22 protein-coding genes and 1 pseudogene are annotated in these 25,619 nt (G+C 39.1%); 8 read left to right on the top strand and 15 right to left on the bottom strand.

Annotated elements, in window-relative coordinates; translation table 11 throughout:
* Positions 1–2 precede the first annotated feature (2 nt).
* Positions 3–356, top strand: coding sequence for a helix-turn-helix domain-containing protein (locus WMO65_RS15455; protein WP_021860392.1), 354 nt, complete (start codon positions 3–5; stop codon positions 354–356).
* A 112-nt stretch (positions 357–468) separates the two neighbouring features.
* On the opposite strand, the gene WMO65_RS15450 is transcribed toward WMO65_RS15455, so the two are convergent.
* The 3 genes from WMO65_RS15450 to WMO65_RS15440 all read right to left on the bottom strand — a co-directional run bounded on the left by WMO65_RS15450 (position 469) and on the right by WMO65_RS15440 (position 2,723).
* Entirely contained in the window at positions 469–1,278 is an 810-nt protein-coding gene (locus WMO65_RS15450) for an HNH endonuclease (RefSeq protein ID WP_117650074.1), read from the bottom strand.
* 143 nt (positions 1,279–1,421) lie between these two features.
* Positions 1,422–1,775 (bottom strand): hypothetical protein, encoded by a 354-nt coding sequence (locus WMO65_RS15445; RefSeq protein ID WP_021860390.1) that lies wholly within the window; start codon positions 1,773–1,775, stop codon positions 1,422–1,424.
* A gap of 12 nt (positions 1,776–1,787) precedes the next feature.
* Positions 1,788–2,723, bottom strand: a complete 936-nt coding sequence (locus WMO65_RS15440; protein WP_029730863.1) for a ParM/StbA family protein — start codon at positions 2,721–2,723, stop codon at positions 1,788–1,790.
* Between the two features lie 253 nt (positions 2,724–2,976).
* Here WMO65_RS15440 and WMO65_RS15435 point away from each other — a divergent pair, with 253 nt between their 5' ends.
* Entirely contained in the window at positions 2,977–3,600 is a 624-nt protein-coding gene (locus tag WMO65_RS15435; protein ID WP_173745063.1) for a helix-turn-helix domain-containing protein, read from the top strand.
* A 97-nt stretch (positions 3,601–3,697) separates the two neighbouring features.
* Here WMO65_RS15435 and WMO65_RS15430 read toward each other — a convergent pair whose 3' ends face one another.
* From WMO65_RS15430 to WMO65_RS15400, 7 genes are all read right to left on the bottom strand, one after another.
* Entirely contained in the window at positions 3,698–5,017 is a 1,320-nt protein-coding gene (locus WMO65_RS15430; RefSeq protein ID WP_349064427.1) for a hypothetical protein, read from the bottom strand.
* A gap of 123 nt (positions 5,018–5,140) precedes the next feature.
* Positions 5,141–5,476, bottom strand: a complete 336-nt coding sequence (locus tag WMO65_RS15425) for a DUF6050 family protein (protein WP_029730860.1) — start codon at positions 5,474–5,476, stop codon at positions 5,141–5,143.
* Entirely contained in the window at positions 5,473–7,083 is a 1,611-nt protein-coding gene (locus WMO65_RS15420; protein ID WP_029730859.1) for a recombinase family protein, read from the bottom strand. Before WMO65_RS15420 ends, WMO65_RS15425 begins: the two co-directional genes overlap by 4 nt.
* Positions 7,076–8,770, bottom strand: a complete 1,695-nt coding sequence (locus WMO65_RS15415; RefSeq protein WP_029730858.1) for a recombinase family protein — start codon at positions 8,768–8,770, stop codon at positions 7,076–7,078. The genes WMO65_RS15420 and WMO65_RS15415 overlap by 8 nt, the downstream gene beginning before the upstream one ends.
* 2 nt (positions 8,771–8,772) lie before the next feature.
* The gene (locus WMO65_RS15410; RefSeq protein ID WP_029730857.1) at positions 8,773–10,272 is read right to left on the bottom strand and encodes a recombinase family protein; all 1,500 of its coding nucleotides are present in this window, start codon (positions 10,270–10,272) and stop codon (positions 8,773–8,775) included.
* Positions 10,260–11,915, bottom strand: coding sequence for a recombinase family protein (locus WMO65_RS15405; protein WP_029730856.1), 1,656 nt, complete (start codon positions 11,913–11,915; stop codon positions 10,260–10,262). Before WMO65_RS15405 ends, WMO65_RS15410 begins: the two co-directional genes overlap by 13 nt.
* Positions 11,916–12,089: 174 nt before the next feature.
* Complete coding sequence (locus tag WMO65_RS15400) at positions 12,090–12,350, bottom strand: DUF6870 family protein (protein ID WP_349064424.1); 261 nt, start codon at positions 12,348–12,350, stop codon at positions 12,090–12,092.
* A gap of 362 nt (positions 12,351–12,712) precedes the next feature.
* Between WMO65_RS15400 and WMO65_RS15395 the strand changes: the two genes are divergently transcribed.
* Both WMO65_RS15395 and WMO65_RS15390 read left to right on the top strand, forming a co-directional pair.
* On the top strand, positions 12,713–13,102 hold the full coding sequence (locus WMO65_RS15395; protein ID WP_029730854.1) for a plasmid mobilization protein: 390 nt from the start codon (positions 12,713–12,715) through the stop codon (positions 13,100–13,102).
* Complete coding sequence (locus WMO65_RS15390; protein WP_029730853.1) at positions 13,074–14,726, top strand: relaxase/mobilization nuclease domain-containing protein; 1,653 nt, start codon at positions 13,074–13,076, stop codon at positions 14,724–14,726. The genes WMO65_RS15395 and WMO65_RS15390 overlap by 29 nt, the downstream gene beginning before the upstream one ends.
* Positions 14,727–14,789: 63 nt before the next feature.
* On the opposite strand, the gene WMO65_RS15385 is transcribed toward WMO65_RS15390, so the two are convergent.
* On the bottom strand, positions 14,790–15,227 hold the full coding sequence (locus WMO65_RS15385) for a hypothetical protein (RefSeq protein WP_118521435.1): 438 nt from the start codon (positions 15,225–15,227) through the stop codon (positions 14,790–14,792).
* A 103-nt stretch (positions 15,228–15,330) separates the two neighbouring features.
* Between WMO65_RS15385 and WMO65_RS15380 the strand changes: the two genes are divergently transcribed.
* Positions 15,331–15,531 carry a helix-turn-helix domain-containing protein gene (locus tag WMO65_RS15380; RefSeq protein ID WP_029730851.1) on the top strand — a complete coding sequence of 67 codons (201 nt, stop codon included), beginning with the start codon at positions 15,331–15,333 and terminating at the stop codon, positions 15,529–15,531.
* An 85-nt stretch (positions 15,532–15,616) separates the two neighbouring features.
* Here the strand turns inward: WMO65_RS15380 and WMO65_RS15375 are convergent, their stop codons facing one another.
* Genes WMO65_RS15375 through WMO65_RS15365 form a run of 3 tightly spaced genes read right to left on the bottom strand, consistent with a single transcriptional unit; the run spans position 15,617 to position 20,747 of the window.
* Positions 15,617–16,468, bottom strand: coding sequence for a YodL domain-containing protein (locus WMO65_RS15375; RefSeq protein ID WP_349064421.1), 852 nt, complete (start codon positions 16,466–16,468; stop codon positions 15,617–15,619).
* Complete coding sequence (locus WMO65_RS15370) at positions 16,465–16,698, bottom strand: transposon-transfer assisting family protein (RefSeq protein ID WP_029730849.1); 234 nt, start codon at positions 16,696–16,698, stop codon at positions 16,465–16,467. The genes WMO65_RS15375 and WMO65_RS15370 overlap by 4 nt, the downstream gene beginning before the upstream one ends.
* Positions 16,695–20,747: a DUF3849 domain-containing protein gene (locus WMO65_RS15365; RefSeq protein ID WP_349064419.1), complete on the bottom strand. Its 4,053-nt coding sequence runs from the start codon at positions 20,745–20,747 to the stop codon at positions 16,695–16,697. The genes WMO65_RS15370 and WMO65_RS15365 overlap by 4 nt, the downstream gene beginning before the upstream one ends.
* 150 nt (positions 20,748–20,897) lie before the next feature.
* Between WMO65_RS15365 and WMO65_RS15360 the strand changes: the two genes are divergently transcribed.
* Genes WMO65_RS15360 through WMO65_RS15350 form a run of 3 tightly spaced genes read left to right on the top strand, consistent with a single transcriptional unit; the run spans position 20,898 to position 24,791 of the window.
* Complete coding sequence (locus tag WMO65_RS15360; protein ID WP_042958255.1) at positions 20,898–22,799, top strand: tyrosine-type recombinase/integrase; 1,902 nt, start codon at positions 20,898–20,900, stop codon at positions 22,797–22,799.
* Positions 22,796–23,764: a tyrosine-type recombinase/integrase gene (locus WMO65_RS15355; protein WP_042958257.1), complete on the top strand. Its 969-nt coding sequence runs from the start codon at positions 22,796–22,798 to the stop codon at positions 23,762–23,764. The genes WMO65_RS15360 and WMO65_RS15355 overlap by 4 nt, the downstream gene beginning before the upstream one ends.
* Entirely contained in the window at positions 23,754–24,791 is a 1,038-nt protein-coding gene (locus WMO65_RS15350; RefSeq protein ID WP_042958259.1) for a tyrosine-type recombinase/integrase, read from the top strand. The genes WMO65_RS15355 and WMO65_RS15350 overlap by 11 nt, the downstream gene beginning before the upstream one ends.
* A 52-nt stretch (positions 24,792–24,843) precedes the next feature.
* Here WMO65_RS15350 and WMO65_RS15345 read toward each other — a convergent pair.
* Positions 24,844–25,584, bottom strand: a pseudogene (locus tag WMO65_RS15345) (ArdC family protein); the annotation flags it as partial.
* Positions 25,585–25,619 lie beyond the last annotated feature (35 nt).

The raw sequence follows: 25,619 nt of genomic DNA, 5'->3' as shown, positions 1-25,619 counted from the left end.
GTTTGGAAGTAGAAATTGATTATCTTGCTATCGGTAAAAGGATCCGCACTGCACGTCTGTCAAAAAAAATGACTCAGGAAACACTTTCAAATATGATCGACGTTGCCCCTACCTATGTCAGCAGTATCGAAAACGGACATACCAAATTAAGCCTTGCAACATTGCTCGGCATTGCTCAAAGCCTTGATACTACTGTAGATCAGCTTTTATATGACAATACGCCTGTACTGGTTTCAAAATTTGATGCCGATATAAAAGAGCTTACTTCTGATTGTAGCAATCAGGAAAAAGAATTTTTACTGGAAATTATAAAATCAACCAAAACTGCATTACGCAACTACAAACCAGGCAAATAATTTAAGGGCGCAGAAACTTTATTATTTCTGCACCCTTCTTTTATACTTTTGCGGTCTTGCTTCCTTGCGATGTTGTCCATTACGATTTTATATTGTAGTTTATTCCGTCAGTTTAAGCTGAATACATAGAATATAGTATATCATCTGTTTCCTTTTTAATCTTTCTTAAATTATCTATATTCTTAGAAATCATATTAAAAAATGAAGACCAATAATTATTAGCCATTCCTATACCATCATCATAATATTGGAATGTTGTCAAATTTATATATTCATTCAACAATTCTACTACTTGTTTTCCCAAGTCAAGAGAATGTTGATTTAGCGCCTCATAAAGATCATCCCTTTTTTCAAGATATTTATTTATGTGAAGCAATTCTTCTTCATACATAAAATGATGATCATCTATTTCATTTTGTAAATCAATCGGATTAGAAAAAGATTGTGCAAAATTCATTTTCCAATATTTATATGAATATTCCAACAAATCATGGAAGCAATCAGTTGCATACTTGACCTGCTTTAATGCTTCCTTTTTCCTTTCCATCTGCTGGCTTTGAAAAGAAACTATATCTTCTCCCTTCAGACGTCGTTCTTGTTCATATTCCGCTATCATCTTCCACTTTAGCAATTCTTCTACTGGATATTCGTCTGGATTTTTATCAATTAATGTGTGACAAGCACTACATAACCATATTCCATTATTTATAGATTCTCTTTCTTCTTTTGTCATTCTCGCATCATATCTTGCGCCCTTTGGTGATGCTCCTAAAATGTGGGCGGCTTCACCTATTGATAATCGTTTATCTCCCTCTCTATGAGGACCTAATGTTTCCCTTCTACAATTTGGATTTGAACATCTGCCCCCAACACGTTCACAAAGAATTGTCTTAATACGTTCTGAAAAATCAGCTTCTCTCATATGCAACTTCCTCTTTCTATAATTCCAAGGTCCCCTTAGTTACAAAGGATTTAAACTTATTCTATCATATCCCACTATAACAAAAAAGCATAAAAATACCGCCAAACAGACTTATTCTATGTTCAGCGGTACTTCGATACATTTTAAATTTCGTTTTCAAATATTGACATTCCTGCAAGCATCATATCCTCGTCCATATCCAGATTATCACTATCTTCTGGCTCTGTTTCCTCGACTTCTCGACAACTCGTTCCGCCCATTGATTTTTCTATTTCTAACAAAAACTCCTTGTCTTGAAGTAACTGTTTTTTGATAGCGTCTATGCTCACTGCTCCTGTGTATGTTCCTGTTCCTGCTTCTCCATTCTTCATCCACGCCTGAACCAATTCTGTCACAAGTGCTGTCTTGCATCTTTTCTTGGTTTTTAAGTATTCTCCTGCTTCTCTCTGACGTTCATCATCTTCATTAAATATCAATACAACCTTAATCTGTCCCATGACCAGCACCTCCTACCCTCTCCGCAGACGTGCTGTTGTCAGTTTTTCATATCCAATCGCATTCGCCCGGACGTCATCAATAAATTCCACATATTTAAATTCCGGGGAATTTTCAATCTGTTTTCTGAGTAAAAGACTTCCTCCACCAAGAAAGACCGCCGGATTTGTTCTAAAGTCGGTTACATGGGTATGTAGTTTATTGATAATTCTCTGTAACCAGTTTTCTGCCATTCGCTGAATTTCCAGTATGATTTTTTCATCTAATATGGTTTCTTCCTGCATTAAAACCTGTTCTACATCTGACGAATCCAAATGAATGCCATAGTTCTGTTGAATCGCATTGGATATTTCAGACCGTAGAACAGCCATACCGGAACGATCACTGACACGAACTGATAAATCCGGTTTTCCATTTCTGATTACCAAAAGGTCAACTGTTCCATCCCCAATATCAATACAGTTTACCGTTCTATATTTCTTCAAAAGACTTGCCTTAAAACACATGACTGCTGCAAAATTCTGTGGGCTGACAAATACATCTTTTAAATAGAAATTAACGGATTTTCCATTCATCTTAAAACTGATTCCATGTTTTGCATGATCTAAGAAATATTTCTTAAATGAAGTTGCCTGCTGACCGTAATCTGCGGGTGGCAATCCCACGCCAAGCACTACATCTTTTCCCGTTAATGTAATTCCTTTATTACGAGCTTCCATTGCAAGAGCATATAATGTGAGAATAAAGTAATCATCATCTACTGTCTTATCAGCTTTAAACGGCATTTTTGTATCTGACAGGGTATAATATGTTCCCTGATACTCCAAAATATCTTCATTCATAAAGCGTCCCGGTTCAGACACATATCTGACAAGTCCACATGGGAAGCATACATTCTCTCCCTTCATATTTCCATTTCCATGATCAATTCCAAAAATGATTTCTGTCATCGCTTTTTCCTCCTGTTTTTTAACTGTACTTTAAGTTGCACTAACATATATTTTTGTTCCAAAATTGCTTCTATTTAAGTATCACTTAACTCATTCTTGCTATCACTTTTGTATGTCTTGTTCTACTTAAATATTACTTTTGTATGTGTTTTTAATATATACCATACATTTGTATGTGTCAATACATTTTTATATATTTTTGTGTATTTAACAGTAAAAAATATGTTATAATCCCTTTATGGAGGTAGCGATAATGACCGTTGGCGAAAAAATCAAATACTTTAGAACTATGCATGGGTTCACTCAGGAACAACTTGTACAGGCTACTGGTTTAAGCATAAGCACTTTGCAAAAATACGAGTCTGATGAACGCAAGCCCAAGCCGGAGCAACTCTTGAAAATATCACAGGCCCTGGGCATTAGTATCAATATTTTTATGGATTTTGATATTCATACAGTTTCCGATCTGCTCTCACTTATATTTAAAATGAACGAGCAACTGGATTTAAACTTTGATTCTCAGAAAGATACAAACGGAAATATCATTCCTGACACCCTTACTCTTTCATTCAAAAATCAAATAATCAATCAGAAGCTCAGCACTTACGTTTCTTTCTTAAACAAAATGACCGGCTCTGAAAGGGAACAATATACTCAAACGCTTCAGGAATTAGAGAATCAGCTTCTTAATGACAATACAGAAATTCACAAGACTGCTCCTGCGAGTAATTCCACTAATAACATACCGGATTCCACTTTTTCAGATCCGTCTTATCAGAAAATACAAAACCTGTTATCTGATTGCACACCGCAAGAAATGGAATGGATCTTAAAATCTGTTCAACTCATAAAAGACTGTCTGCGTGACACTAAATAATTTTCGGAGGATTTCTTATCACTATTACAGAAAATGATTATAGAAAAAAATTTGAGGGAAGCGTCACAAAACGTTTCCCTCACTCATCATGTATAGTCTATTTTTTTAGATCTTCCAAAATTTTTTCTACATTAATTCCAATTCCGTTTAATTGTGGTTGCAGGATCAGATACTTTCTCAATGGACTTAGCTTATTAAGCAGTCGCATGATTTTACCACTTTTCTTTTCTAATTCTAACTCTAATTCTTTCAAGTAAAACTTATAATATGGAACTTCTATATTTGTTTCCTTGATATAACGCTTGATCAGTTCTATACTGTCGTTATCATTAAGCTGTATAGCTGCATTGCCTACAATTATAAGAAAGTCTATGCTATCGGCTCCCATATCTTCAAATTCCACACTCTCCAGATACTCTTTCAGATTTTTGATTTTCTTTTGTTCTACCAAACAATCCAACAAATATATCTGTGCAAATGCTGTTTTTGCATACTCAAGACTTGTGCAAAAATCCTGTTCTGCAACTTCATAATTTCCCATTTTCCAGTATGTATAGGCAATGTCAGAATAATATTTTACCTTTCCGGCTTCAGTAAACTTTTTAATGTTCATTTTTTCACGCACATGCAATGCTTTTTCCAGCCACTTTACGTCTGGATCAAAGTTATGATACATTTCATACATCATTGCAATAACATCCTGCGAATACACTTCATCTTCTGTATATAAATCTTCTTTTTCCAGTTCTGCCATCACTTCATCTGCAATCTTTTTCGCACTTGTATTATCAGAAACCAATGCAAGCTGTATTGCCTTATCAAATTTATATTTCAATTTCATTAAGGAACTATCCGTCTTTTCAATCAAAATATCATCCAATTTAAGCAGCTCCGTTAATTGTCCTGACGGTAAAATGACAGACCGCAACAGTTCCAACATTCTCTGGTCTGTATGTACATCCACTTTTGTATTTTTTACAATATCCTCAATCTGCTCTGAGAATTTTCCCTTATCATTATTCAGTTCATAATACAATAGCTGATAATATTCACATTCATTCTTCCAGTCCTCTGCATCCACCAATCCTTTTATAAATTCAAATCGTTCTCCCCAGTTATCTGTATTTCCTTTTGGTATGCAGTGAAAAATACGATCTGCCAACTCCGATAGTGCATTTACATCTTTATGTAACACAAATCTTCCAATTACAGGGTTATCCTTCAATATTCTGTTCGTATGCTTTCTTACATCTTCCAGATAATCAGAAAGCATCGCCACAGCTACATAATACGCTTTAATATAATTTTTGCTGTCGATTTCTTTTTTATAATTCTCTATTCCCTGTCCACTAAACGGTTTACAACACATGGAATACAAGCGTCCTGAACCACACAGGCATTTTTCATCATCTAACATATCTCATTTCTCCCATTGATTTATTGATTGATATTTTATCACATCTTCCGCATCATATAAATGGCAAAATAAAACCACAGGCATATCACTTTACACCTGTGGTCATATTTCATACTATTATTTTTAGCAAGTCCTTTTATGTATCGCCACAATCTTGCTAATTGGAAATCCCACCATATACCATACCGCCCGGATTCCAAGCCATGCTGCAATCACACAACCAAATATCCCGCCTACAATTACGCACAGAGCAACCATTCCAAGGATACCGGATAAATCCCAATGCCAGGGAATTATAATAAACATATGTGGGATTCCCACTGGCACTCCGTAAACCAGCATAAATCTGAACCAGTCAATTTCCCCATCCACCATATAAATATATTTTCCAATCCATCCAAGCAGAAGCAGCCCTGCAAATACTAAGATTCCTTTACATACAAAATTTTTAAATGTCATGCTTCCTTTACCCCTTTCTGGTATTTTTCTATTGCTTTCATCAGAACATCATCAAAACTGAATACTATCTCTATCCTCTTTTTATCATATACATAAACTGTATCAATCGTGGCATTTACAAGTTCTTTTGTAATCTTCTCATGCTGCATTTCCCCTTCCAGTAATTCAACAGCAGATGCCACTTTACTTTTATATGCTTCTTCCTCCGCCGATAAACGTGTGAGTGTTTCTATCTCTGCCTGTATGCCATTCATTCGATCCGTAATCTGCATTTTTTTCATCATATACTTTTCTTTCGTTATAATACCTTCCGCATACGATTCATACTGACGTATTCTCTCACTTTTTAACACATTACTCTCAGCCTCTAGCTGTTTTATCTTTTTTCTTCTGACACTATCCAAATTAGTTGTCTTTTCCTCAAAATCCAACTGTATAGCATCCAATACATAAAGGACACGTTTTAAAGCATACCATACATGCCCTTCTATAATTGAAACAGAAACCATTTCGTCTGAACACTTGGCAAATTTTCCTGTCATCTTTTTATGTGGACAATATACCCTGTCATTAGCACCGGATTCCATCAATACCATTGATCGTCTGCAATTCCCACATCTGACTTTTCCTTTCAATGCAAACTTTCTTGTACCCCGGTAATCTGGTTTTTTCATAAATGCGATAGTTGCCTTTGCTATTTCATATTCTTTCTCTGACACGATTGCCGGATGAACATTTTTTGTAATAACCACATCTTTATCCCTCGATTTTCTGGTTACTTTACTGCCAACCGCAATACTTTGTCGTTTTCCCTGCACTAAAGCTCCTGTATATTCATATCTTCCAAGAATGGCTCGAACCATGCCACAATCCCACAGAATTTCCGACTCTGGCATTTTTTGATTATATCCATAATGCGTAAGACCATTCTCTTTATTATATCTTCCCGGCGTAGGAATCTTTTGCTCATTCATGTAATATGAAATCTGAGAAGTATTACATCCCTCAATTGCTTTATCAAAAACCATTCTTACATACTTTCCAGCTACCGAATCTATCAGCCATTCTCCAGTTTCTTTATTTCGCAAATATCCGAATGGAGGCTTCCCACCAGTCCATTGACCATTTCTCCATTTCACTCTCAATGCACTTTTCAGCTTTTTAGAAATGTCTTTGCTATAAAGGTTGTTGACCAAGTTGTGAATTGCCATATCCATTCCCATAGTTTTTCCTAAATAATCATTGCTGTCATAATTATTGTTTAATGAGATAAAACGGATTCCCAGTATTGGAAGTACTTGCTCCAGATAATCTCCTACACCAATATAATCTCTGCCAAATCGTGAAAAATCTTTTACAATAATCGTATCTATTTTCCCAGTTTTCGCATCCTCTATCATGCGTTTAAACGCCGGACGTTCAAAATTAGTTCCCGAATAACCGTCATCCACATACTCTATATATTCATCTGACAGATCATCCCTGTCCTGAACAAAATTTACAAGAAGCGTTCTCTGGTTATCAATACTGTTACTTTCATCCTTATTGTCTTTTCCCAAATCTCCATCTGCAATAGATAACCTCAGATACAATCCATTCTTACGCACTTTTAACACCCTCTATCAATTCTGTTATCTGTTTATATTTATCATCACACTTGAAGCACACATGAATGCTTCCGTTTTTATATATCTCCACATATTCTACAAGTTCCTGTACCAGTGCTTCATTGAAGCTCCTGTCAGAAAGATACTGCTCCAAGTTGCTGACCATATTCATATATCTGTCAGTTTTTTTCTCCAACATTCTTTGATTCTGTTTTGCAATTTGCAAATCATCCCTCAGATTTTGTAACTCCCGGATATAACGCTCTTTCATCATATCGAAGTCCTCTTTTTCTACAATCCCACCTACATAGTCCTCATACAATACAGTGTTCTTTTCTTCTGCCTGCGCTATTTTTCTTTCCAACATTCGCACTTTTGCACCTGCTTCATAAAAAGCATTTTTCTCACTGGAATCACTTTTCAATTTTTGTAACAGCTTTTTTCTGTCACACATACTTCTTATAAGAATCTGAATTTGATCCATCACAAGTATCTTCAGCAGATTTTCTTCTATCTTCTGACTGCAATAATTATTCGTATAATTTTGAGCAGAACAGGTATAATAAATTCCTACTTTCTCCATTGTCTTATAATTATGGGTATAGCGGACACAATACATTGGACGTCCACAATCTCCACATCGAACCATACCGGGAAAACAGTCTTTGTATTTTTCTCTGTCCTCCATATATTTTAAATGCCAGTTTCTTGTGACCTTTTTTATTTTATTTGACCTTTCCTGCAGTTCTTCATAATCATCCCTTGCGATCATCGGCGTATGCATATCTCTCTGAACATTCCAGTCCTCCGGCGAAGTTCTATACTGCTTTATCCCTTTATACAATGACTGCTTCAACTTTCCGGTTACAATATCTCCAACATATGTAGGGTTATTCACAATCTTATCTACTGTATCCGTTCTCCACTTTGTCTGTTCTAACGGAACAGTCAATACACCAGTTTTTTCTCTTTGTCCAGGTGTTGCAATTCCCATGAGATTTAATCTATCTGCAATTTTCTTTTTGCTGACTCCCATCATATACCACTGAAATATCATCCTTACAAATGGTGCAACCTCTTCATCAACAATCTGTCTGTGCCTGTCCTCTGAACGGACATATCCAAATGCTACTTTTGATAAAGTAATATTTCCCTTTTTTCGCTGTGCATCTTTTGCAGCCAGAATCTTTTTTGACATATCTTTTGCATACATGGCATTAACCATATTTTTTAATGGAACACTGATGTTTTCCCTGTCCTCTTTTCTGGAACTGTCATAATCATCTGTAATTGCGATAAACCTTACATTTAACCTTGGTAAAATCGTTTCCAGATAATATCCTGTTTCCAGATAGTCCCTGCCAAAACGTGATAAGTCTTTTACAACAATACACTGAATCTTTCCTGACCGGACATCTTCCATAAGTTTCAAGAAGCCTGGTCGTTCAAAATTAGTTCCGCTAAATCCATTGTCTATATATGTACCTGCCAATTTTAAATCCGGATGCTCCTCTATGAACTTTTCAACCAGCATTTGTTGTACAACTAAAGTTTCGTCCGTTTCATTTCCACCATTTTCAACAGATAATCGAATATACGCTCCGGTATCTATCAGATTCTCACAGTTTTCTATAATCTGATTACTAACAGCCTCAACATTTTTATTTCTTCTGCTTTTCCTTGCCATTGCTATTCCTCCATCCATTCTTCTGGAAAATAATTCTTCCAGTTCTGCATTGTCAGGTATACATGCACATCTCTTAAATCTGAAACAATTATTTTATCTACCCATTTTTTAACATGTTGACTTTCCAGCTTCTCCGGTAACTCTTCCCTTTGAAATGTTTTTATCCATTCATTTTCCTCGCTATAAGCCTTTTTCATATTTGCAAGCCTGTCCATCAGTCCTTCAAAATCGTTTTCATACATTTGCAACTGCGCCTGTATTTCTTCTTTTTTCTCCTGATATTCTGTCTGACCAATCTCATAGTCCCGGAATTTTTCATATAAAGGAATACGGTCTTTCTCTACCTGCTCCATTTCCTGGAATATCATCCATGCCTTTTCTGAATATTGCTGAGTCTCTTTCTGTAATAGCTGTTGCATTTTTTCTGTCTGCAAATATGCTTTCATTTTTTCAGCCATATCCATTTCCAGAGAAATTGCATTTTTTACTGCCTCTGTAACCTTAGCTTCTTCTATATAAATTTTTCTTTTCTTTGGTAATTCACTCATCTGCGGATTGAACACAAAAGCAACGTCACCACTTCGGAAATTTCTCAGGTACAACGGCTTTCCAGTTGCTTCATCATAGATTTTTCTTACATATGGCCCCGGCTTCCCACCTATGATATTATCTGTAGTTGTTCGACTTTTAATAAGTCTTCTAGCCTGTTCAAAAACTCCTTCATCTAGTATTGGTGTTATTGAAAGCGTACAAACTTCTCCGTTGATTGTTTTCTGCCAATAGCCATCATATGCTGTACACTCTAAAATCCTCCGCAAAGCACCTTCGCTCCACTTATTTTCATAATGCGGCCAGTGCTTATGCCCCACTCTCGCATTATGTACCATTGGAGATTCTTCTCCTCGCTCATTCAGAATGGCTACTATCTTTTTTATAGAGATTTCTGCCAATGTCATTTGAAATATCTCCCGTACAATCTTCGCAGCCTCTTCCTCGACAATTAATTCTTTTCTATCTTCTGAAAGTATGTATCCATATTTTTCATCGTGAACTGTATAATATCCCTCTACCTGTTCACGAATCGCATATTCACGCATACTCTTTACCTGTACCGCAATTTTCTCTTTTCTGAAATACTCGTCTATTTCTTCCCTGCTTTTTCCAATACTGCAAAAATCGCTCTGTACTATCGCAAAGTGAAGTCCCGCCGGAAAGAATGTTTTAACCAGTACATCTTCCGCACAGGAAATATATTTTCCGCAACGGTCAACACTATCTACTACCACCATATCAAATTTACGGTTAATCCCATCTGCCGTCATTTCTTCAAAAGCTGTATTTTCATTTTCATCCTTTTTCCGGTCACTGTATTTTGCTACCAGCTTCCAACCATGTGATTGTATATAGTTCTGAATATGTTCATTCTGCTGTTGGATAATATCTGATGGAATTTTCTTTGTATTTTTGCACGATGTAGTCCTTGTATAACTTACGCACCGCATTTAAATCTACCTTCCCTTTCTTCCATTTCCCGAATATTCTGAGCTGCTTCTGTCATTTCCTGTATTTCGTCTGCATACTTAAAGCAAATTTCCAGACGGTCTTTTCCATACACAATGATTTTATCAATCAGAGTAACTACCGCTTTACGATCAAGCTGTGTAATATTCTGATAATACTTGAAATCCTCAATCCAAGGGTGTTCCCGTTTTCCCTCCGCAGATACCTTTTCTTTCCTCTGCTCTAATTCACGTTCTGCTTTTTCCGCATTATGCAGCTTGTCTGTAAATCTCCGATTATACTCATGGTATTCTTCTCTCGTCACAATGTTATCTAACATATCCTGATACAACCGGGTTTTTAAATCTTTATACTTCTCTACTTCCTCATGCAGAACCACCAACTGCTTTTCCAGTGAATCCAGTTCTGTCTTTTTATAATTTTTCATTCCACTGTTCTGAATGATATTCTCCGCATTTACCAATAAGGCAATCTGCCTTTGTATAGCATCCAAAACAACTTTATGAACCGTCTTTTCACTAATCAGATGTGAACTGCATCCATCTCCGTTTTTATATGTAGAACAATGGTAGTAATAATACCGCTTTCCATTTTTTGTTGTGCTTCTCTTCACCATGTTCTGCCCGCAATCTCCACAGCGCAAAAATCCCGAAAAAATATATACGGATTCTTCCTCTGGTGCTGTGCGAGTATCCAGTTCCATCAATGACTGTACATACTGAAATATTTCCTCTGCAATAATCGCTTCATGCGTTTTCTCTACACGAATCCAGTTTTCTTCTGCTACTGGTCTGCACTCTTTTACTTTATAGTTGATTTTACGATTCTTTCCCTGAACCATTGTTCCTGTATATAACTCATTTGTCAAAATGCGATTTACAGTTGTGACCGCCCATTTAGGCTTGGCTCCTGAACGAAATCCACTATTATAATTCATACCACAGCTTCGTTTATATTCCATTGGTGGAAGCACTCCCATTTCATTCAGCTTCTCTGCAATCCTTTGAGGACTGTAACCGTCCATTTTCAGATTGAAAATATATCGGACTATATCTGCTGCATATTCATCTATAATGAGATGATTTTTATTCTCTGGATCTTTCTGATAGCCATACCCGGCAAAGCTGCCAATAAACTGTCCATTTTTTCTTTTTACATCTAACTGACTTCGGATTTTAATTGAGATGTCCCTGCAATAAGCATCATTTATCAGATTCTTAAAAGGAACAATGATCTGGTCTGCATCATCCGATTCTGCTGCACTGTCATAATGATCTGTAACTGCAATAAACCTTACTCCAAGAAACGGAAATATCTTTTCTAGGTATCTTCCTGTTTCAATATAGTTTCTTCCCAGTCTGGATAAATCCTTGACGATAATACAGTTGATTTTCTTTTTCTTCACATCCTCAAGCAATCGCTTAAATGCAGGACGTTCAAAATTTGTTCCACTGTAACCATCATCAACATATTCATCGACCAACGTGATCTCTGGGTGCTGTTTTACAAAATCGTTAATCAGACTTCTTTGATTGCGGATACTATCACTTTCCAATTTATCTCCGTCTTCTCTGGAGAGTCTGAGATAGTCCGCTGCTAATATAGACTTTTGATTGAAATACATAAAGCCATCAACCTCCTAATTTACTATGCCATCCGGCAGTGTAAACCAAGAAATTCATGGCTTCTTGAATGCTTTTAAATTTTGACCCAACACCATATTAACATAACTTCTGGCTCACTGCTATACCTTTTTTCATTCTTTTTAAATTTCTTTCCATCCTGTTTTTCTTCATTTTCATAACGAGATACACCTGCTCAGGCTTTCTTCCAGTGTACATTTTCCAGTAAAACTTATTTTTACCGCTATTCCATGGGAGATATAGCAATACGGATTTTTAATCTGCCTAATATAATCTGCAATCCGTTCCTCCTGTGGCAGTTCTGTTTGTATCTGCACCTGCTCTATATCTACCAGACTGCTTGTGTCTACCGTTCTAATATCTATCTCTGCCATCTCCTGCATTTCTTCTGGTGTTGGTAATTCTTTCTCTGCCATTTTTACACCTCCCGGAAAAAATTACTTCTACCTATAAAGCTCGGCAGAGGGTATTTACCAACCTGCATTTCGTGTTTTTTTATTTTTTTCATTTTGAGGGTTGGTAAACAGGCTTTCCAAAGCCTTATTAGTAGAGGGATTTCTTTCTTAGAGCAAGTTTCGCCCTGGCTGCCAGAAACCCGGTTCCCGGATTCTGACAGCAGGCAACTTGATGGGGATTTTGCTCCCCATACCCTCAAGCACAATCAATGATTGTTTCATTGGTTCCCATTTGCATGGTCACAGCGTAATAATTTTTTATTACTTAACTTTCACAGCAGACTGTGAATTTTACTTACAAAAACAACTGGAGGATTAAAAATATGGCAAGACCAAAAAAGGAAGAAATGTATCGTAACCATCGTATTACCGTTCGTTTCACTGAAACAGAATTTTCAATTATCGAAACTGCCGCCAAACAAGCTAATATGTCATTGGCTTCTTATGTGCGAACACAAGTTTTAAAAGGAAAAGTACAGACCAAAATTGAAATAGTTGCTGATGTTCCAGAAATAAAGAAACTGCTCGCAGAGTTTGGAAAGATAGGCAGCAACCTCAATCAGATTGCAAAATATTTTAACCAGGGCGGCATTCTTTCTCAAGAAATGCGTGGAGAAATAAATAAGCGACTTCGAGATTTATACGAAATGAAATATAAGGTAATGGAAATGGCAGGTGACTTTCATGGCAATACTGAAACATATCGCAAGTAAAAATGCAGATTATGGAGAAGCTGAACGTTATCTGATTTTTCAGCATGACGAATATACGCAGAAACCCATTCTTGATGAAAACGGTCATATGCTCATTCGTGAGGAATATTACCTTGACGGTATAAACTGCGATCCATTTACCTTTGCAGCAGAATGTCAGGAAACAAATGCTTATTTTCATAAGAACCAATCTTACAATGAAATTAAGTCCCACCACTATATCATCAGCTTCGATCCTAAAGACCGGGACGAACATGGATTGACCGGAGAACTGGCACAGCAGCTTGGCGTAGAATATGCCAAAAAGAACTTTCCCGGACACCAGGCACTTGTCTGTACCCACACTGACGGTCATAATGGCAGTGGCAATATTCATGTGCATATCGTAATCAACAGCATACGCAAATATGACACTGAGCCTCAGCCCTATATGGAATTTGACCGGGATTCCAAAGCTGGATATAAACATCATCTTTCCGATAGATACCGAATCTATTTGAAGCAAAAAGTCATGGATATGTGTACCGCCAATGGGTTGAACCAGGTAGACCTTCTAACACCTGCGGAAAGGAAAATATCTGAAAAAGAGTACTGGGCAAAACGCAGAGGACAGAAAAATCTCGATAAACACAATACAGAACTTGAAAAAAAAGGACTGACTCCAAGGCAGACTACTTTTCAAACCGAGAAGCAATATCTTCGTGATGCGATTGATACGGTTGCTTCACAGGCAACATCGCAAGAAGAATTTTCCAGATTGCTGTCCAAAAAATATAATATTACATTCAAAGTCAGTCGTGGCAGATACAGCTACCTGCATCCCAACCGCAGTAAATACATTACTGGAAGAAGCCTTGGTACACTTTATGAGGAAAAACATCTTCTGCAAATATTTCAGGAAAATTCTACCGCACAGATTACTAAAAATCCAGTTCCTGATATTTCCCAAGTTGTTAATTCCTTAACTCAACCAGTTTCTCCCCACACTGCTACAACTGCCGAAGCTCCACATACTTTCCTCTTTATAAAATCTGATTTGCGGTTGGTAACAGATTTGCAACATTGTATTAAAGCACAGCAAAGTCAGGCGTATGCTCAAAAAGTAAAACTGTCTAACCTGAAAATGATGGCTCAGACAGTTGCCTATATACAGGAGCATGGCTTTCAATCCAAAGAAGATTTAGATGCAGCTCTTTCCGATGCCTCTGCTCAAAGCACTGATGCCAGAAATACTCTCAAAACCACAGAGGATACTTTGAAGAATGTCAATGAACAGATTCATTATACCGGACAGTATCTTGCCAATAAATCCATATATTCTGATTACCGCAAAAGTCGGAACAAAGAAAAATTTTACGATGATCACCGGGCAGAACTTACACTCTATGAATCTGCCCTCCGAATACTCAAAGAAAAATCACAGGGCAATAAACTTCCTACATTAAAAATGCTGCGTGAAGAAAAGAATCGCTTAACAGAATTACAGGCAGTGCAACGTGAGGATTTTAATGCCCGGCGTGAATATGAACGAGAACTCCGCACAGTATGTTCCAATGTAGATATTATTCTTGGAACCTCACAAGTTCAAAATCGCCAGCGTGAACATACACAAGAAAAATCATAACCAACTTCTTTCATAAAAAATAGAGGTTCTTCCATAAAGCCAGGGAAGCAAACCTCTATTTCTTTATTCTACCTTTTCTCCATCTACATATAATATAAATTTTTCAGGGTTGTGGATAATATCATATTCCCCATTTTCTTCATCTAATAAATACGCTATCTCACAGAATTGCTTATTATCGTTAAGGTCTTTTTCTGTCTTATATACACTAATCTGTAATTCTGTCGGGCATACCATATCATACGAAAACTTTATAGACTGAAAAGAATTTTCCCGGCACATTTTTATAATCTGTTTTGCCAGTTCCTCTTTATCAGCAATTTCCTCTTGATTTGCTACAACCGTTAAATGTTCCGTAGTGTTAAATCTCGTACTATTAACTGCATCTGGAATCTCCGAAAGTTCCTCCGACTGTGCTTTATGAAATCCACTACATATGCACATCACGCATATAAAGCAAACGACTACCAGTACAATTCCTTTTGTTCTCTGCTTTTTCAATCCATCTCCTCCTCATAGATATGGGTTCCGAAAACAGAACCTTTGTTACTTTCTATCTTAACCCTATAATGAGGGAAAGACAAGAAAAAGGTGGAGATAGCCGTTGATTAAATATGATAAATTGTGGCTTACCATGCAGGAAAGAGGTATTACAAAGTACACACTTCATAAAGAATACCATTTCAGTAAGTCCCTGATACACCGCTTGCAGAATAATGAGGGTGTCAGTATGAACACCATCAATACACTCTGTAATATTCTGGATTGTAAAATTGAAGATATTGCAACGCACTACAAAGACTAGCCTTAACCGAAGCATTCGTCACTGGCCAGTCTTTTTATATGTGAAAAAAGAAGCCAGCCACAACAAAGTGACCAGCTTCTCATTTTTATTTTTTTGTACGTTCCATATCTTGTCCCATTACCTGCTGCATAGCTTTCTGTCCACTGCGCCTTGCGACTTCTTCCTTTTTCTCGTTCAATTTTGCAAGGATAGATTCTTTGGGACGATTCTTTTTCTCTTTCGGTGCTGCATTATTTTTAAGTCCGTCAATCATATTGTAATTTGCTTCCTCTGTAATTTCCGCACTTCTCAGGTATTCCCCATTTTCCAGATACTTCTGCCAGTTATCCAGTTTCGGTTTACTATTTCCTGTCTGTTCCTGCACCGGCGGATGCAGAGAATCAAGAATCTTCTGTTTTACCGCATCATCAAATCCATTATATGTGCTATCTACAATCACTTTGCCATCCTGGTTCAAGACTACATACGCAACATCTTTCCCATACTGCTCATGTTCCATAAGGAAATAATTCTTGCCTTCTACCAGCAGATAATCTATTACTTCCCATGATCCGTCTTTTCCCTCTATTTCATAGCCAACCGTATCCTTCGTAAGTCCACCGTTTTCCGAAGATGCAACTTTCATAAAATCAGAAATCTCTATAAAAGCATCTTTATTTACATAGTAAACAGTCACGATACCATTATCATTCAAGATCATCACGTCACTGGTATTGATTGCATGACCTTTATAATTATGTGGTTGTTTCTTCTCCAGCTCCTTTTTTATCTGCTCTGGCGTTTCTCCCGATTTCATTGTTCCAAGATACACCTGTTCATAATTTTTCACCTGCACAGGAATCTGATCCTGTGCAAGTTCTTCATAGGTACGGAAAAGAAGGTTTCTCAATTCCGGCTTCTTTTTTAACTGATAAACTGCAAACTGACTTCTACTCATTCTCCATCCACCTCCAAGTCTGCTTTATAAATCTCTACGGTTCTTTCCAGCTCTTTGTATCCTTCATCGCTAAGATAATACAGCTTCTGGATTGTTGTAAATATCAGATACTTCATATCTTCATCCAGATAGGAAAAAATTTCATCCATAGCATTCATTGTTTGAATCCTGTCACCCGCATCAAAAATCGCAACAGCAATATATTCATCTTCCTCAAATCTTACCATCATAATGACACCTCTCCCTTCTTATGTGTTCTGGATTTTTCTTTCGTTACAGTCTGTTCCTGCTCTTTTATTTTTGCCTGACGTTCCCGGAGTGCCTGAAGAACAGATTCTTTTCTGCTCTTTGGATGTGAAACATTATCTTTCTGTATAGGCTTATCTCCAACTGCCTGTTCTGTTCTTTTTGTAAGTTCCTGCTTCCTGGCAAAATATTTTTCCACATCATCCATTGCTTTCTGAACTAATGGACTTTCCTTATAGTGTTTAATCATCTCCACTCCTTCCCTGTCAACTTTTCCAAGTCGCATAAGATCATACGGTCCGTCATAATCACTTCCATCGTGCAGTTCAAATCCAACACCTTTTATCCCATTCATACGTTCAGCGGGAATGGTTTCATAAATGTGTAAGGCTTCTTCCAAAGTAAGATTTTCGTGGTACTCACCCATAACTGGAAATTCCATGCACTCTGCAACATAAAAAGTGATCGTGGCTTCTGTCTGCTCCTGCTCTAACGGTCTAGTAAAAATAGAGAGTGTTTCTGCATTTTCCAGACGTGAAAGTAATGACCGGGCAGTAATTACATCACTGTCTATATTCGATTCTTTTGACACCTCAGTCAGCCAGTCTTTTAAACCAGCTGTCTCCCTGTGCAAAATATCTTCTGTGATTTTCTCGACCTGTTCGTCCCTATTTTCAACAGTATCCTTATATTCATAAGTATCATACTCGTAACTAAAATTATCCAAGTCCACTGCGAGTTTCCTGATTTCCTGCTGATCAAGATAGGCTTCCGATTCCTTTATATACTCTGCCAAAGTAATTCTTTCTTCTAAGATTGGGTTAATGTCTACTTTAATGCCTGCTATTGCCATACCATACGAATTCAATTCATTAAAAAAACTATCCTCTCGAATATTTCCTCGATAAGAAAGCACCACATCAAGATCAGAATCCGCACGATACAGGTCATCTCTGCTTCTGGAACCATGTACTCTCGCCCCAATCAATGTAACTTCATTTTCCAGTCCCATTTCTTCCAGAACAGCTCTTGCATGAAATAAAACTTCATATTCAATTTCTGCCCTGTCCATCCCATTCAATGCTGTTTCACATCTGCCAAGTTCCGAAGTGAATCGAACATCTCCACTGGCCAGCACTTCTTTAGAATGACTGATTACCTTATCCCGAAACTCCCTGTCATCAACTTTTACACATTCAACATCTTCCAATCCTTCATTTTTCAAGCTGGCATACATTGCTTTCTGAATAGAATCTTCTGGATTCCCACAGGCATCTCCTGAAATTTCATGAAGTTCCTGATCATAAACCAGGTATTTATAGCCATCCTCCGTCGGTTGCACTGTTAAATACATACCAGACATTTTAAATTGTACGGTTATTCCCTCATAACTTTTTAATGCCGCTTCCCTGTCATAACCATCAAAAAAAGCCTTTGGGCAAGTACGTTCAAATTGTATCTTCTCCAGTCTCTCTTCTTCTGCATATTCAATTTCTGCATACATTTCTTCATAATCCATCACGCTTGCATCTTCTATCGAAAGTCCATCCTCTTCCAAAATATTCTCCATTGCTTCAGTAATAGAAATAGTCGGATCATCATAAACGCCGCCATCCAGTTCCAGATAATCTTTATCATAGAATGTATAATCATAACCATCTTCTACCGTCTGAATTGTAAAATACTGATCTCCAATCTGGTATGCTATCTCTGTATCATGCACTGCCAGACTGTTTCCTATCTCTTTAAAAGTATTGTATATCTGCGGATTCAGCCATCCTTCCACTTCCTGGCAATCATAAATCAATGTATCTATTCCATTCTTACACTGAATAAAATCAAGACTACCTCGCAACGGTGCTGTATTTTCAATTCCAAGAGCTTTCATTTTATGATTAGGCAGAGAGTAATATGCTCCAAGGGCAGCTCCCAAATCCTTATATCGCTCGATCTTCATCCCACCTTTTGCTGCCAGATCTTCGATCACATAATATTGGTCAATATAATGATTTTCTGGCATTTTCAGGTCAATGCCATTATTTTCTCTGACTTTATGTATCTCGAAAAAGCTGAATTTCTGTTCTTCACCCCGCAGATTCTGTCCGATCAGTGTCGGCTCCCATGTATCTGTACTGATTGGCTGCTGTTCCATGATTTTCATAACTGTTCCGTCTGCTAAGATGACTGTTGCCTGGTCTGGAAGATCTATCAGGTCATACACCGTTGCACCATTTTCTTCCAGATATTCTGAAATAGCTTCCCTGGCTCCTTCATCAAATCCATGCCAGATGTCCTCTGCCACCAGTGTCCCATTTTCCGATACGATAATATCTGCCACGTCCTGACCGTATTCCTCATTTCGCATCTGGAAGAATCGCTCCCCATGATATGTTTTCATATCCATCGCATACCAGGTGCCTGTATGTCCTTCTGCTTCATACCCTCTTGTAGTTTCAGTGATATGCTGATTTTTTACACCAAGCACTTTTTCCAATTTCCGGGTGCGGATTTCGTTTCTTGCCATGTCAATAAAACCATTTAGGACTACCGGATGGCTGCTCACAATATAGTCCCTGTTCAGATCCATTCCCCGACTGATATTTTCCGGAATATCAATGCCATCTGCCCACCGTTTATTGCCATCAGAAAATCTTCCATCATAGGAAAGCTGTTTCAATGTATTTGCCAGAACAAATGCAACCCGTTCTTCCCCGTATTTTTCAAACACGCCTACTGCAGCATCTGGATTTAAACGCATACCATCGAATCCCTCTGTGATTGCCTGTTCAATTGCATTTTTACAGTCAATGTTCAGTTTTCTGGAATCCAGGTAAGCATCTACATTTCTCTCCTGCATAGCCTTTTCCAAAGTTCCCATATAAACTTCCGGATATGCTTTTACTGGATTGGCATTTAACATTTCAGCTCTCTGTGCTACAAAGTCCGGCAGTTCTGTAAATCCAAAAGAATCTACATAGTATGCGGTTAATCTGCCGCCCCGGTTCATAATGATCACATCACTGACTGACATGGAATGCCCGGTAAAATCGTTTGGTCGTTCTATATTAAAACGCTCAAAGAGATTATCCAGTGTCGTAGCCTCTCTCAGTCTTTCACTGTAAACCATCTGATAGTCTTTGCCATCTACGGTAAATCCCATTTCTTTTGCCGCTTCCAGACTTAAAAACTGATACCCTCTTTCTTCCTGTCTACTGTTGATCTGGTAAATTCCATAGCGGTTTCCATCACTTTCTAAAAGAAGTGTTTCTTTGATTTTTGCTTTTTCTTCCGGTGTCATAACCGTTTCCTGACTTCTCCGGTAATTTTCCCATTCAAATTTCGTCACTCCGAATAATCCGTCATGCTGTAAAATATCCAGTTCCAGATTCATAATTCTTTGCAACTGTTCCTGACCGCCAACTGCTCCGGTCAGTCCATAAACCGTTACTCCCTCATGGTGCAATTCCACTGCCCGTTCCCTGGTAAGCGGAAGCATACTTTCTGAATAAAATCCGGCTTCATGCAATTCTGATAAACCGATCATCGAATCCGGCAGACTGTCAATCTGTTTCTCCGCTTCTCCAATCAGTTTTAGTACCGCTTCTCTGTTTCCATCCAGAATAGATTCAGCAAGGTTCTCTGCCAGTTTTTCCGTTGCTTCCCTATTATCCAGTCTATAAGCAAAATTCACGATAAGGTTCCTCTGGTCATTACTGAAAATCGTCCGTTCCTGTTCAAGCCGGTTGATGGTCTGCTCCGCATACTGCATGGCACTCAATTCTTCTATCTGCTCCACAACAGTTACTTCCTGCTCTGGTCTTTCGACCTGAAGTTCCTTGAGTTTTTCCTCAATCTGTCCGATCATATCAGCAGAAGTCTTACGAATGGTGTCCATAGAAGCACGAAGCTCTTTCATATTTTTACCGGAAGACCAGCTCGCAATATAGGAAAAGGAATACTCTGATGTATCCAGTCCAAAATGGTTGCATACCACATAAGCAACACTTTCGGCTTCAAATGTTAATGTATCCATTTGAAGCCTTATACCCATGTTTTTATAATGTTGATCTTTTAAACTATTTCCCATAAATCCTCACTTTCTTGTACAAAAGATGAGCATTATCAGATACGCTATTCTTAGGTTTTCCCCTCAGATGGGAATCCGGAAAGGAGCGCATTTGATATGCAAATAAACTATTTAGATGCTGTTTCATCAGTTCTCAATATGATGAAGCAGCCAGAGAGTGCATGTAAAAATATAGACATGCACAGAACCTGTTACATGACATTCTTCAAACACCTGATGGATAAGGGCATTCCATTTTCAATGGATGCCGCGCTGGATTGGCTTGAGATTAAGAAACAGGAAATTTCTTATGAGACGTGTTCTCAATATAGAAATGCCCTGTTCCGCCTTGAGCATTATCTGCTCTTTGGAGATATCAAAAGTCCTTTCTGCCGCTCAGAAGACAGCTTTTTCTGCCGGAGCAAAATATCGGAATCCTTTTTTCGCCTGACATATGAATTGGAAGAATACTATGCGGTCAGGCAGAATCCCTGCTATTACCATACGTATTCTGTTGCCATCAAAGAGTTTTTTAAGCTTGCGGCTTCCCTTGGCATTACAGAGCCGGAAGCAATAACCATAGATACTCTTATCGAATACTGGAATACTTACTGCAAATCCCGCAACTCTACCGCCAGACGTCAGAACGCCGTATGTGCCATGACAGCGCTTATGAAATATCTCCACCGCCGTGGAGATGTACCGGAATGTTATCAGCTGGTTCTTTTTGGCGGGAACGTTGAAATACTGCTTGGTATGAAACTTCCCAAAACAGGCGCCGCATTTCATCCCAGTGTACATCTTGAACATAAAGCTGAAGAATATCTTGACGCTTTGAACGATTGGAAATACATGGAATCATCAAAAGCTGTTTACCGCAATGATTTCACATGGTATTTTATGTTTTTGGAACTTAACCGTCTGGAACATTCACCAGAAACTGTAACCCTATGGACAGATATGCTTCCGGATTGTCCGGATCAGGCCAAAGCCGGCAATTCCATATCGGCCCGCCGTTCACACACGATCAGAATGTTTGGGAAGTATCTCCAGGGCACAATGGAATCTAACATAACTGCAGGCCAAAAGCGTGCGTCCGACCAACTCCCGTCATGGAGCAAAACCATTCTTGATGGTTTTATAGAGAGCCGCAGGCGGGATGGGATGGCCAATAATACACTTACCATGTGCAGGGCTGCCGGATGCAGTTTTTTCAAATATCTTGAAGACAACGGGATAGATCATCCAATGTCCATAACGCCGGATGTGGTGAAAGCGTTCCATAACCAGGATGTCCACTCGACCCCGGAGAGTAAAAATGCATATGGGTCTAAACTCCGCCAGCTTCTGCGGTACATGGCCGGCCAGGATCTGGTTTTGCCGACACTTGTTTTTGCGGTATCCGCAGGCTGCGCTCCCCGTCGCAGCATCGTTGATGTCCTGAGCGATGATATGGTTAAGAAAATATATGAATACCGTGAGAAAGCCTCCACCCCCATAGAACTCAGGGACACAGCCATGGTCATGCTCGGACTCCGGATGGGTATCAGGGGTGCAGACATCCTAAAGCTTCAGGTAAATGATTTCGACTGGAAAAATAAAACGGTCTCCTTCATCCAGCAGAAAACAAGAAAAGCAATCACGCTTCCAGTACCGACAGACGTAGGTAATTCAGTATATAAATACATCATGGATGGGCGTCCGGAATCGGCTGCCGCAGGTAACGGATATATATTTATCCGCCATCAGGCGCCATATATCCCGCTTAAAGTTACAACGGCATGCCGCGGGGCTTTAAAAAGAATACTTGCCGAATATGGTTTTGAACTGTCTGCCGGCCAGGGCTTCCATATGACACGGAAGACATTTGCCACAAGAATGCTCCGGGCAGGCAACAGGCTTGATGATATTTCTAATGCCCTTGGGCATGCATGTCAGGAAACTGCTGAGGTATACCTCGAACGTGACGAAGATAAAATGAGGCTCTGCCCTCTGGAATTTGGAGGTGTCTTATCATGACATATACTTTTGAAAGCGGCCTGGCACATCATATCGAAGGGCTTATACAACAAAAACGGGCTGATGGATATGCCTATCATGCCGAAGAAAAGCTGTTAAAACGCTTTGATACTTTTTGCGTACAGAATTACCCGGAACTGGCAACAGTTACCTATGCGATGGCCGCCAAATGGTCTGGAGCCAGACCCTGCGAAGGAGACGCCTATCATAACCGCCGTATGTCGATCGTGAAAGTGCTGAGCGAATATATCCTTTCCCTCGGCCAGGAAGCATACATCCCTAATTTTTTCTGCAAGGCTTACCGTCCGGCCCTTTACATCCCGTCAAAAGATGAGGTTAAGGAGCTGCTGCGGAAAATGGATATCCGCACATCCCATAATTCAGAGCAGTTAAGGCTCGACCGGGAGTGCAAGATTCTTTTTCTCCTGTATTTTTGCTGTGGGCTGCGTCTGTCAGAAGGGCGGCTGCTAAAGTGGGAATATATAGACCTGGAAAAAGGGATCCTTACTATCCTTGGCTCAAAAGGCAGCAAAGACCGCCTTGTATATCTTCCACAGGACAGCCTTCCAGTACTTAAAAGCTATAAAGAATGCCAGGAAAAGCTTTTCCCCGGAATTGACTGGGCTTTTCCAGGAAAAGACCCACATAAGCCTGTTTCGTGTTCCGGAGTAGAGTCAAGTTTTAACCGTCACTGGGCTATGCTGCCAGCTGCCGGAACACTTGATAAACACCCGACGCCCCACTGTTTACGCCACGCTTTTGTAGTGGAGAGATTTAATGAGTGGATGCGCCAGGGAATTGATACAAACACTATGCTCCCATATTTAAGCAGATACCTTGGACATAAAAGCCCTGATGAAACGTATTATTACTATCATCTTGTAGAAAAGGCATTTGATACTATCCGGGAGAAAGATACAGTGTCGGGAAAGGTTATTCCGGAGGTGGTTCCCTATGAAGAATAAACCGGAAAAGATACGGTCTGGCCAGCTGTTCTTTTCCCAGACATGGAACTTCCTGAATGTATATCTGGTAAAGCAGGTTGGACGCAGCCCGGCTACCGCAGAATCCTATAGGGATTCCCTCACAATATTTAAAAACTACCTTGTAGGTGAATCAGGCAAATCCATAAGCACCTTTCAGTTTTCTGACTGTACCAAGGAATGCATTTATAATTTTAGGGAATATCTGCTTGCAAATGGCAGCCAGCCATCAACTGTAAACGTGAGAGTCGCGGCTATCCGCGCATATCTGAACTATGCCTCAGATATGGACATATCCATCCAGTCAGTTGCCCTGGCGGTCAGCCAGATACCACCCTGCAAAACCATTAAAAAGGAGAAGCCTGTTCTGTCCGAGGATGCACTTGCCGCAATACTGTCCGCACCGCCGGATACGAAGTTTGGTGTACGGGACCGTGCTATTTTGATTCTCCTCTACGATACAGCTGTAAGAGTCAGTGAGCTGCTCAACATCCGCTTATGTGATATCACGGCAGAAACAAAACATCCAAATATTTTCATAACCGGCAAAGGCAACAAAGAGAGAACCATACAATTAACAGCCAAGGCGGCTGGACACCTTAAGGAGTATATGCGTGTATATCACAGCAATTCTTCTAAAGAAGCCTACTTATTTTCCACAACGATAAAAGGTGTGACAGACAGGATGTCCGTTGGAAATGTCCAGAGGATTATTAAAAAATATGCAGCTCTGGTAAGCGAGGCAGGGATCAGCATTCCAGATTCAGTCCATTGCCACATGTTCCGGCGGACCAGGGCCACAAATCTTTACCAGGATGGGATCGCCATTGAACTTGTCTCTACAGTGTTAGGACATGCCAGGACTGATACAACCAAAAACTACTATGCAAAGCAGTCTGTTGAACAGCTTCGGGGAGCAATGGAATCTGTTCCAACACCCATACCTGATGAAGCGGCAATGTGGGAGGGCAGTGAAGATGAAATGGCAAGGATTTGTGGATTGCGCTAACGAATAATGCTCATCTTTTAGTAGTAAAGTTCCTTATTTCTCAGCATTCTTTAAAATGATTAACATTTTGGAATGCTGAGTATAAAGCTTCCACTTCCCTTGTAAGCTGGTCTTTTACAATGCCCTCCGCTTCCATCTGGTCACGATCATGCAATACTGCATGTGCCGTTTCATGCACCGCTGTTTTCATGGTCTGTGCTTCACTCATGCCAGGCTGGATAGCAATATATTTATCGACAAGCTGATAAAAGCCTTTCGCCTCCCCATCAATCTCAAGAAAGCGGATAGGAACCGGGGCAACCCTTTTTAATGCTTCCATAAAATCATGGTAGATCAGAATATCCCCCTCCAGTTCTGATACCTCAAATTCTGGAATTGGTTCTCCTGTGGTCTGGCTGACATCAAATACTGTCGTGACCCGGAATTTTGTAATAACACGCTCTATTACTTCTGTTTCCGGCTGTCCATCTTTCCCAATCACAATCTCTCCTGTTTCCGGATCAGTCTTTTCAATCTCCTGTTTCTCTTTATATGGAGCCGGGGCAATAATCTGGATGCCTTTTTCTCCTCTTTTTACCTGCCGGTTAAATTTCTTCTGCCATGCCTGATACCCCGCTACCAGTGTTGCTTCCGGTTTTTGCATGGCGATCAGCAATGTATTATTGAAACTGTAATTATGGAACTTTGCCATTGTGTTCAGATATTCCGTATATTTTTCTGATGTGAATATTTCTGCAACACCCTGTTCCAACTGCTCTGTAATCTGCTTTAACTGTTCTTCTCTGTTTGCCATAATCAAATCCTCCATAGAAAAATCCCGCCAAAGCT

Source organism: Blautia caccae, from assembly GCF_040095955.1.
In the GTDB taxonomy this organism is placed as follows: Bacteria; Bacillota; Clostridia; order Lachnospirales; family Lachnospiraceae; genus Blautia; species Blautia celeris.
This window is presented reverse-complemented; position numbering and strand designations above follow the sequence as displayed.

What these genes read in the sequence shown, in the direction of transcription:
- WMO65_RS15450 (WP_117650074.1), bottom strand. Translation starts at nt 1,278, where the DNA reads ATGAGAGAAGCTGATTTTTCAGAACGTATTAAGACAATTCTTTGTGAA.
- WMO65_RS15445 (WP_021860390.1), bottom strand. Translation starts at nt 1,775, where the DNA reads ATGGGACAGATTAAGGTTGTATTGATATTTAATGAAGATGATGAACGT.
- WMO65_RS15440 (WP_029730863.1), bottom strand. Translation starts at nt 2,723, where the DNA reads ATGACAGAAATCATTTTTGGAATTGATCATGGAAATGGAAATATGAAG.
- WMO65_RS15435 (WP_173745063.1), top strand. Translation starts at nt 2,977, where the DNA reads ATGACCGTTGGCGAAAAAATCAAATACTTTAGAACTATGCATGGGTTC.
- WMO65_RS15430 (WP_349064427.1), bottom strand. Translation starts at nt 5,017, where the DNA reads ATGTTAGATGATGAAAAATGCCTGTGTGGTTCAGGACGCTTGTATTCC.
- WMO65_RS15425 (WP_029730860.1), bottom strand. Translation starts at nt 5,476, where the DNA reads ATGACATTTAAAAATTTTGTATGTAAAGGAATCTTAGTATTTGCAGGG.
- WMO65_RS15415 (WP_029730858.1), bottom strand. Translation starts at nt 8,770, where the DNA reads ATGGCAAGGAAAAGCAGAAGAAATAAAAATGTTGAGGCTGTTAGTAAT.
- WMO65_RS15410 (WP_029730857.1), bottom strand. Translation starts at nt 10,272, where the DNA reads ATGCGGTGCGTAAGTTATACAAGGACTACATCGTGCAAAAATACAAAG.
- WMO65_RS15405 (WP_029730856.1), bottom strand. Translation starts at nt 11,915, where the DNA reads ATGTATTTCAATCAAAAGTCTATATTAGCAGCGGACTATCTCAGACTC.
- WMO65_RS15400 (WP_349064424.1), bottom strand. Translation starts at nt 12,350, where the DNA reads ATGGCAGAGAAAGAATTACCAACACCAGAAGAAATGCAGGAGATGGCA.
- WMO65_RS15395 (WP_029730854.1), top strand. Translation starts at nt 12,713, where the DNA reads ATGGCAAGACCAAAAAAGGAAGAAATGTATCGTAACCATCGTATTACC.
- WMO65_RS15390 (WP_029730853.1), top strand. Translation starts at nt 13,074, where the DNA reads ATGGCAATACTGAAACATATCGCAAGTAAAAATGCAGATTATGGAGAA.
- WMO65_RS15375 (WP_349064421.1), bottom strand. Translation starts at nt 16,468, where the DNA reads ATGAGTAGAAGTCAGTTTGCAGTTTATCAGTTAAAAAAGAAGCCGGAA.
- WMO65_RS15370 (WP_029730849.1), bottom strand. Translation starts at nt 16,698, where the DNA reads ATGATGGTAAGATTTGAGGAAGATGAATATATTGCTGTTGCGATTTTT.
- WMO65_RS15365 (WP_349064419.1), bottom strand. Translation starts at nt 20,747, where the DNA reads ATGGATACATTAACATTTGAAGCCGAAAGTGTTGCTTATGTGGTATGC.
- WMO65_RS15360 (WP_042958255.1), top strand. Translation starts at nt 20,898, where the DNA reads ATGCAAATAAACTATTTAGATGCTGTTTCATCAGTTCTCAATATGATG.
- WMO65_RS15355 (WP_042958257.1), top strand. Translation starts at nt 22,796, where the DNA reads ATGACATATACTTTTGAAAGCGGCCTGGCACATCATATCGAAGGGCTT.
- WMO65_RS15350 (WP_042958259.1), top strand. Translation starts at nt 23,754, where the DNA reads ATGAAGAATAAACCGGAAAAGATACGGTCTGGCCAGCTGTTCTTTTCC.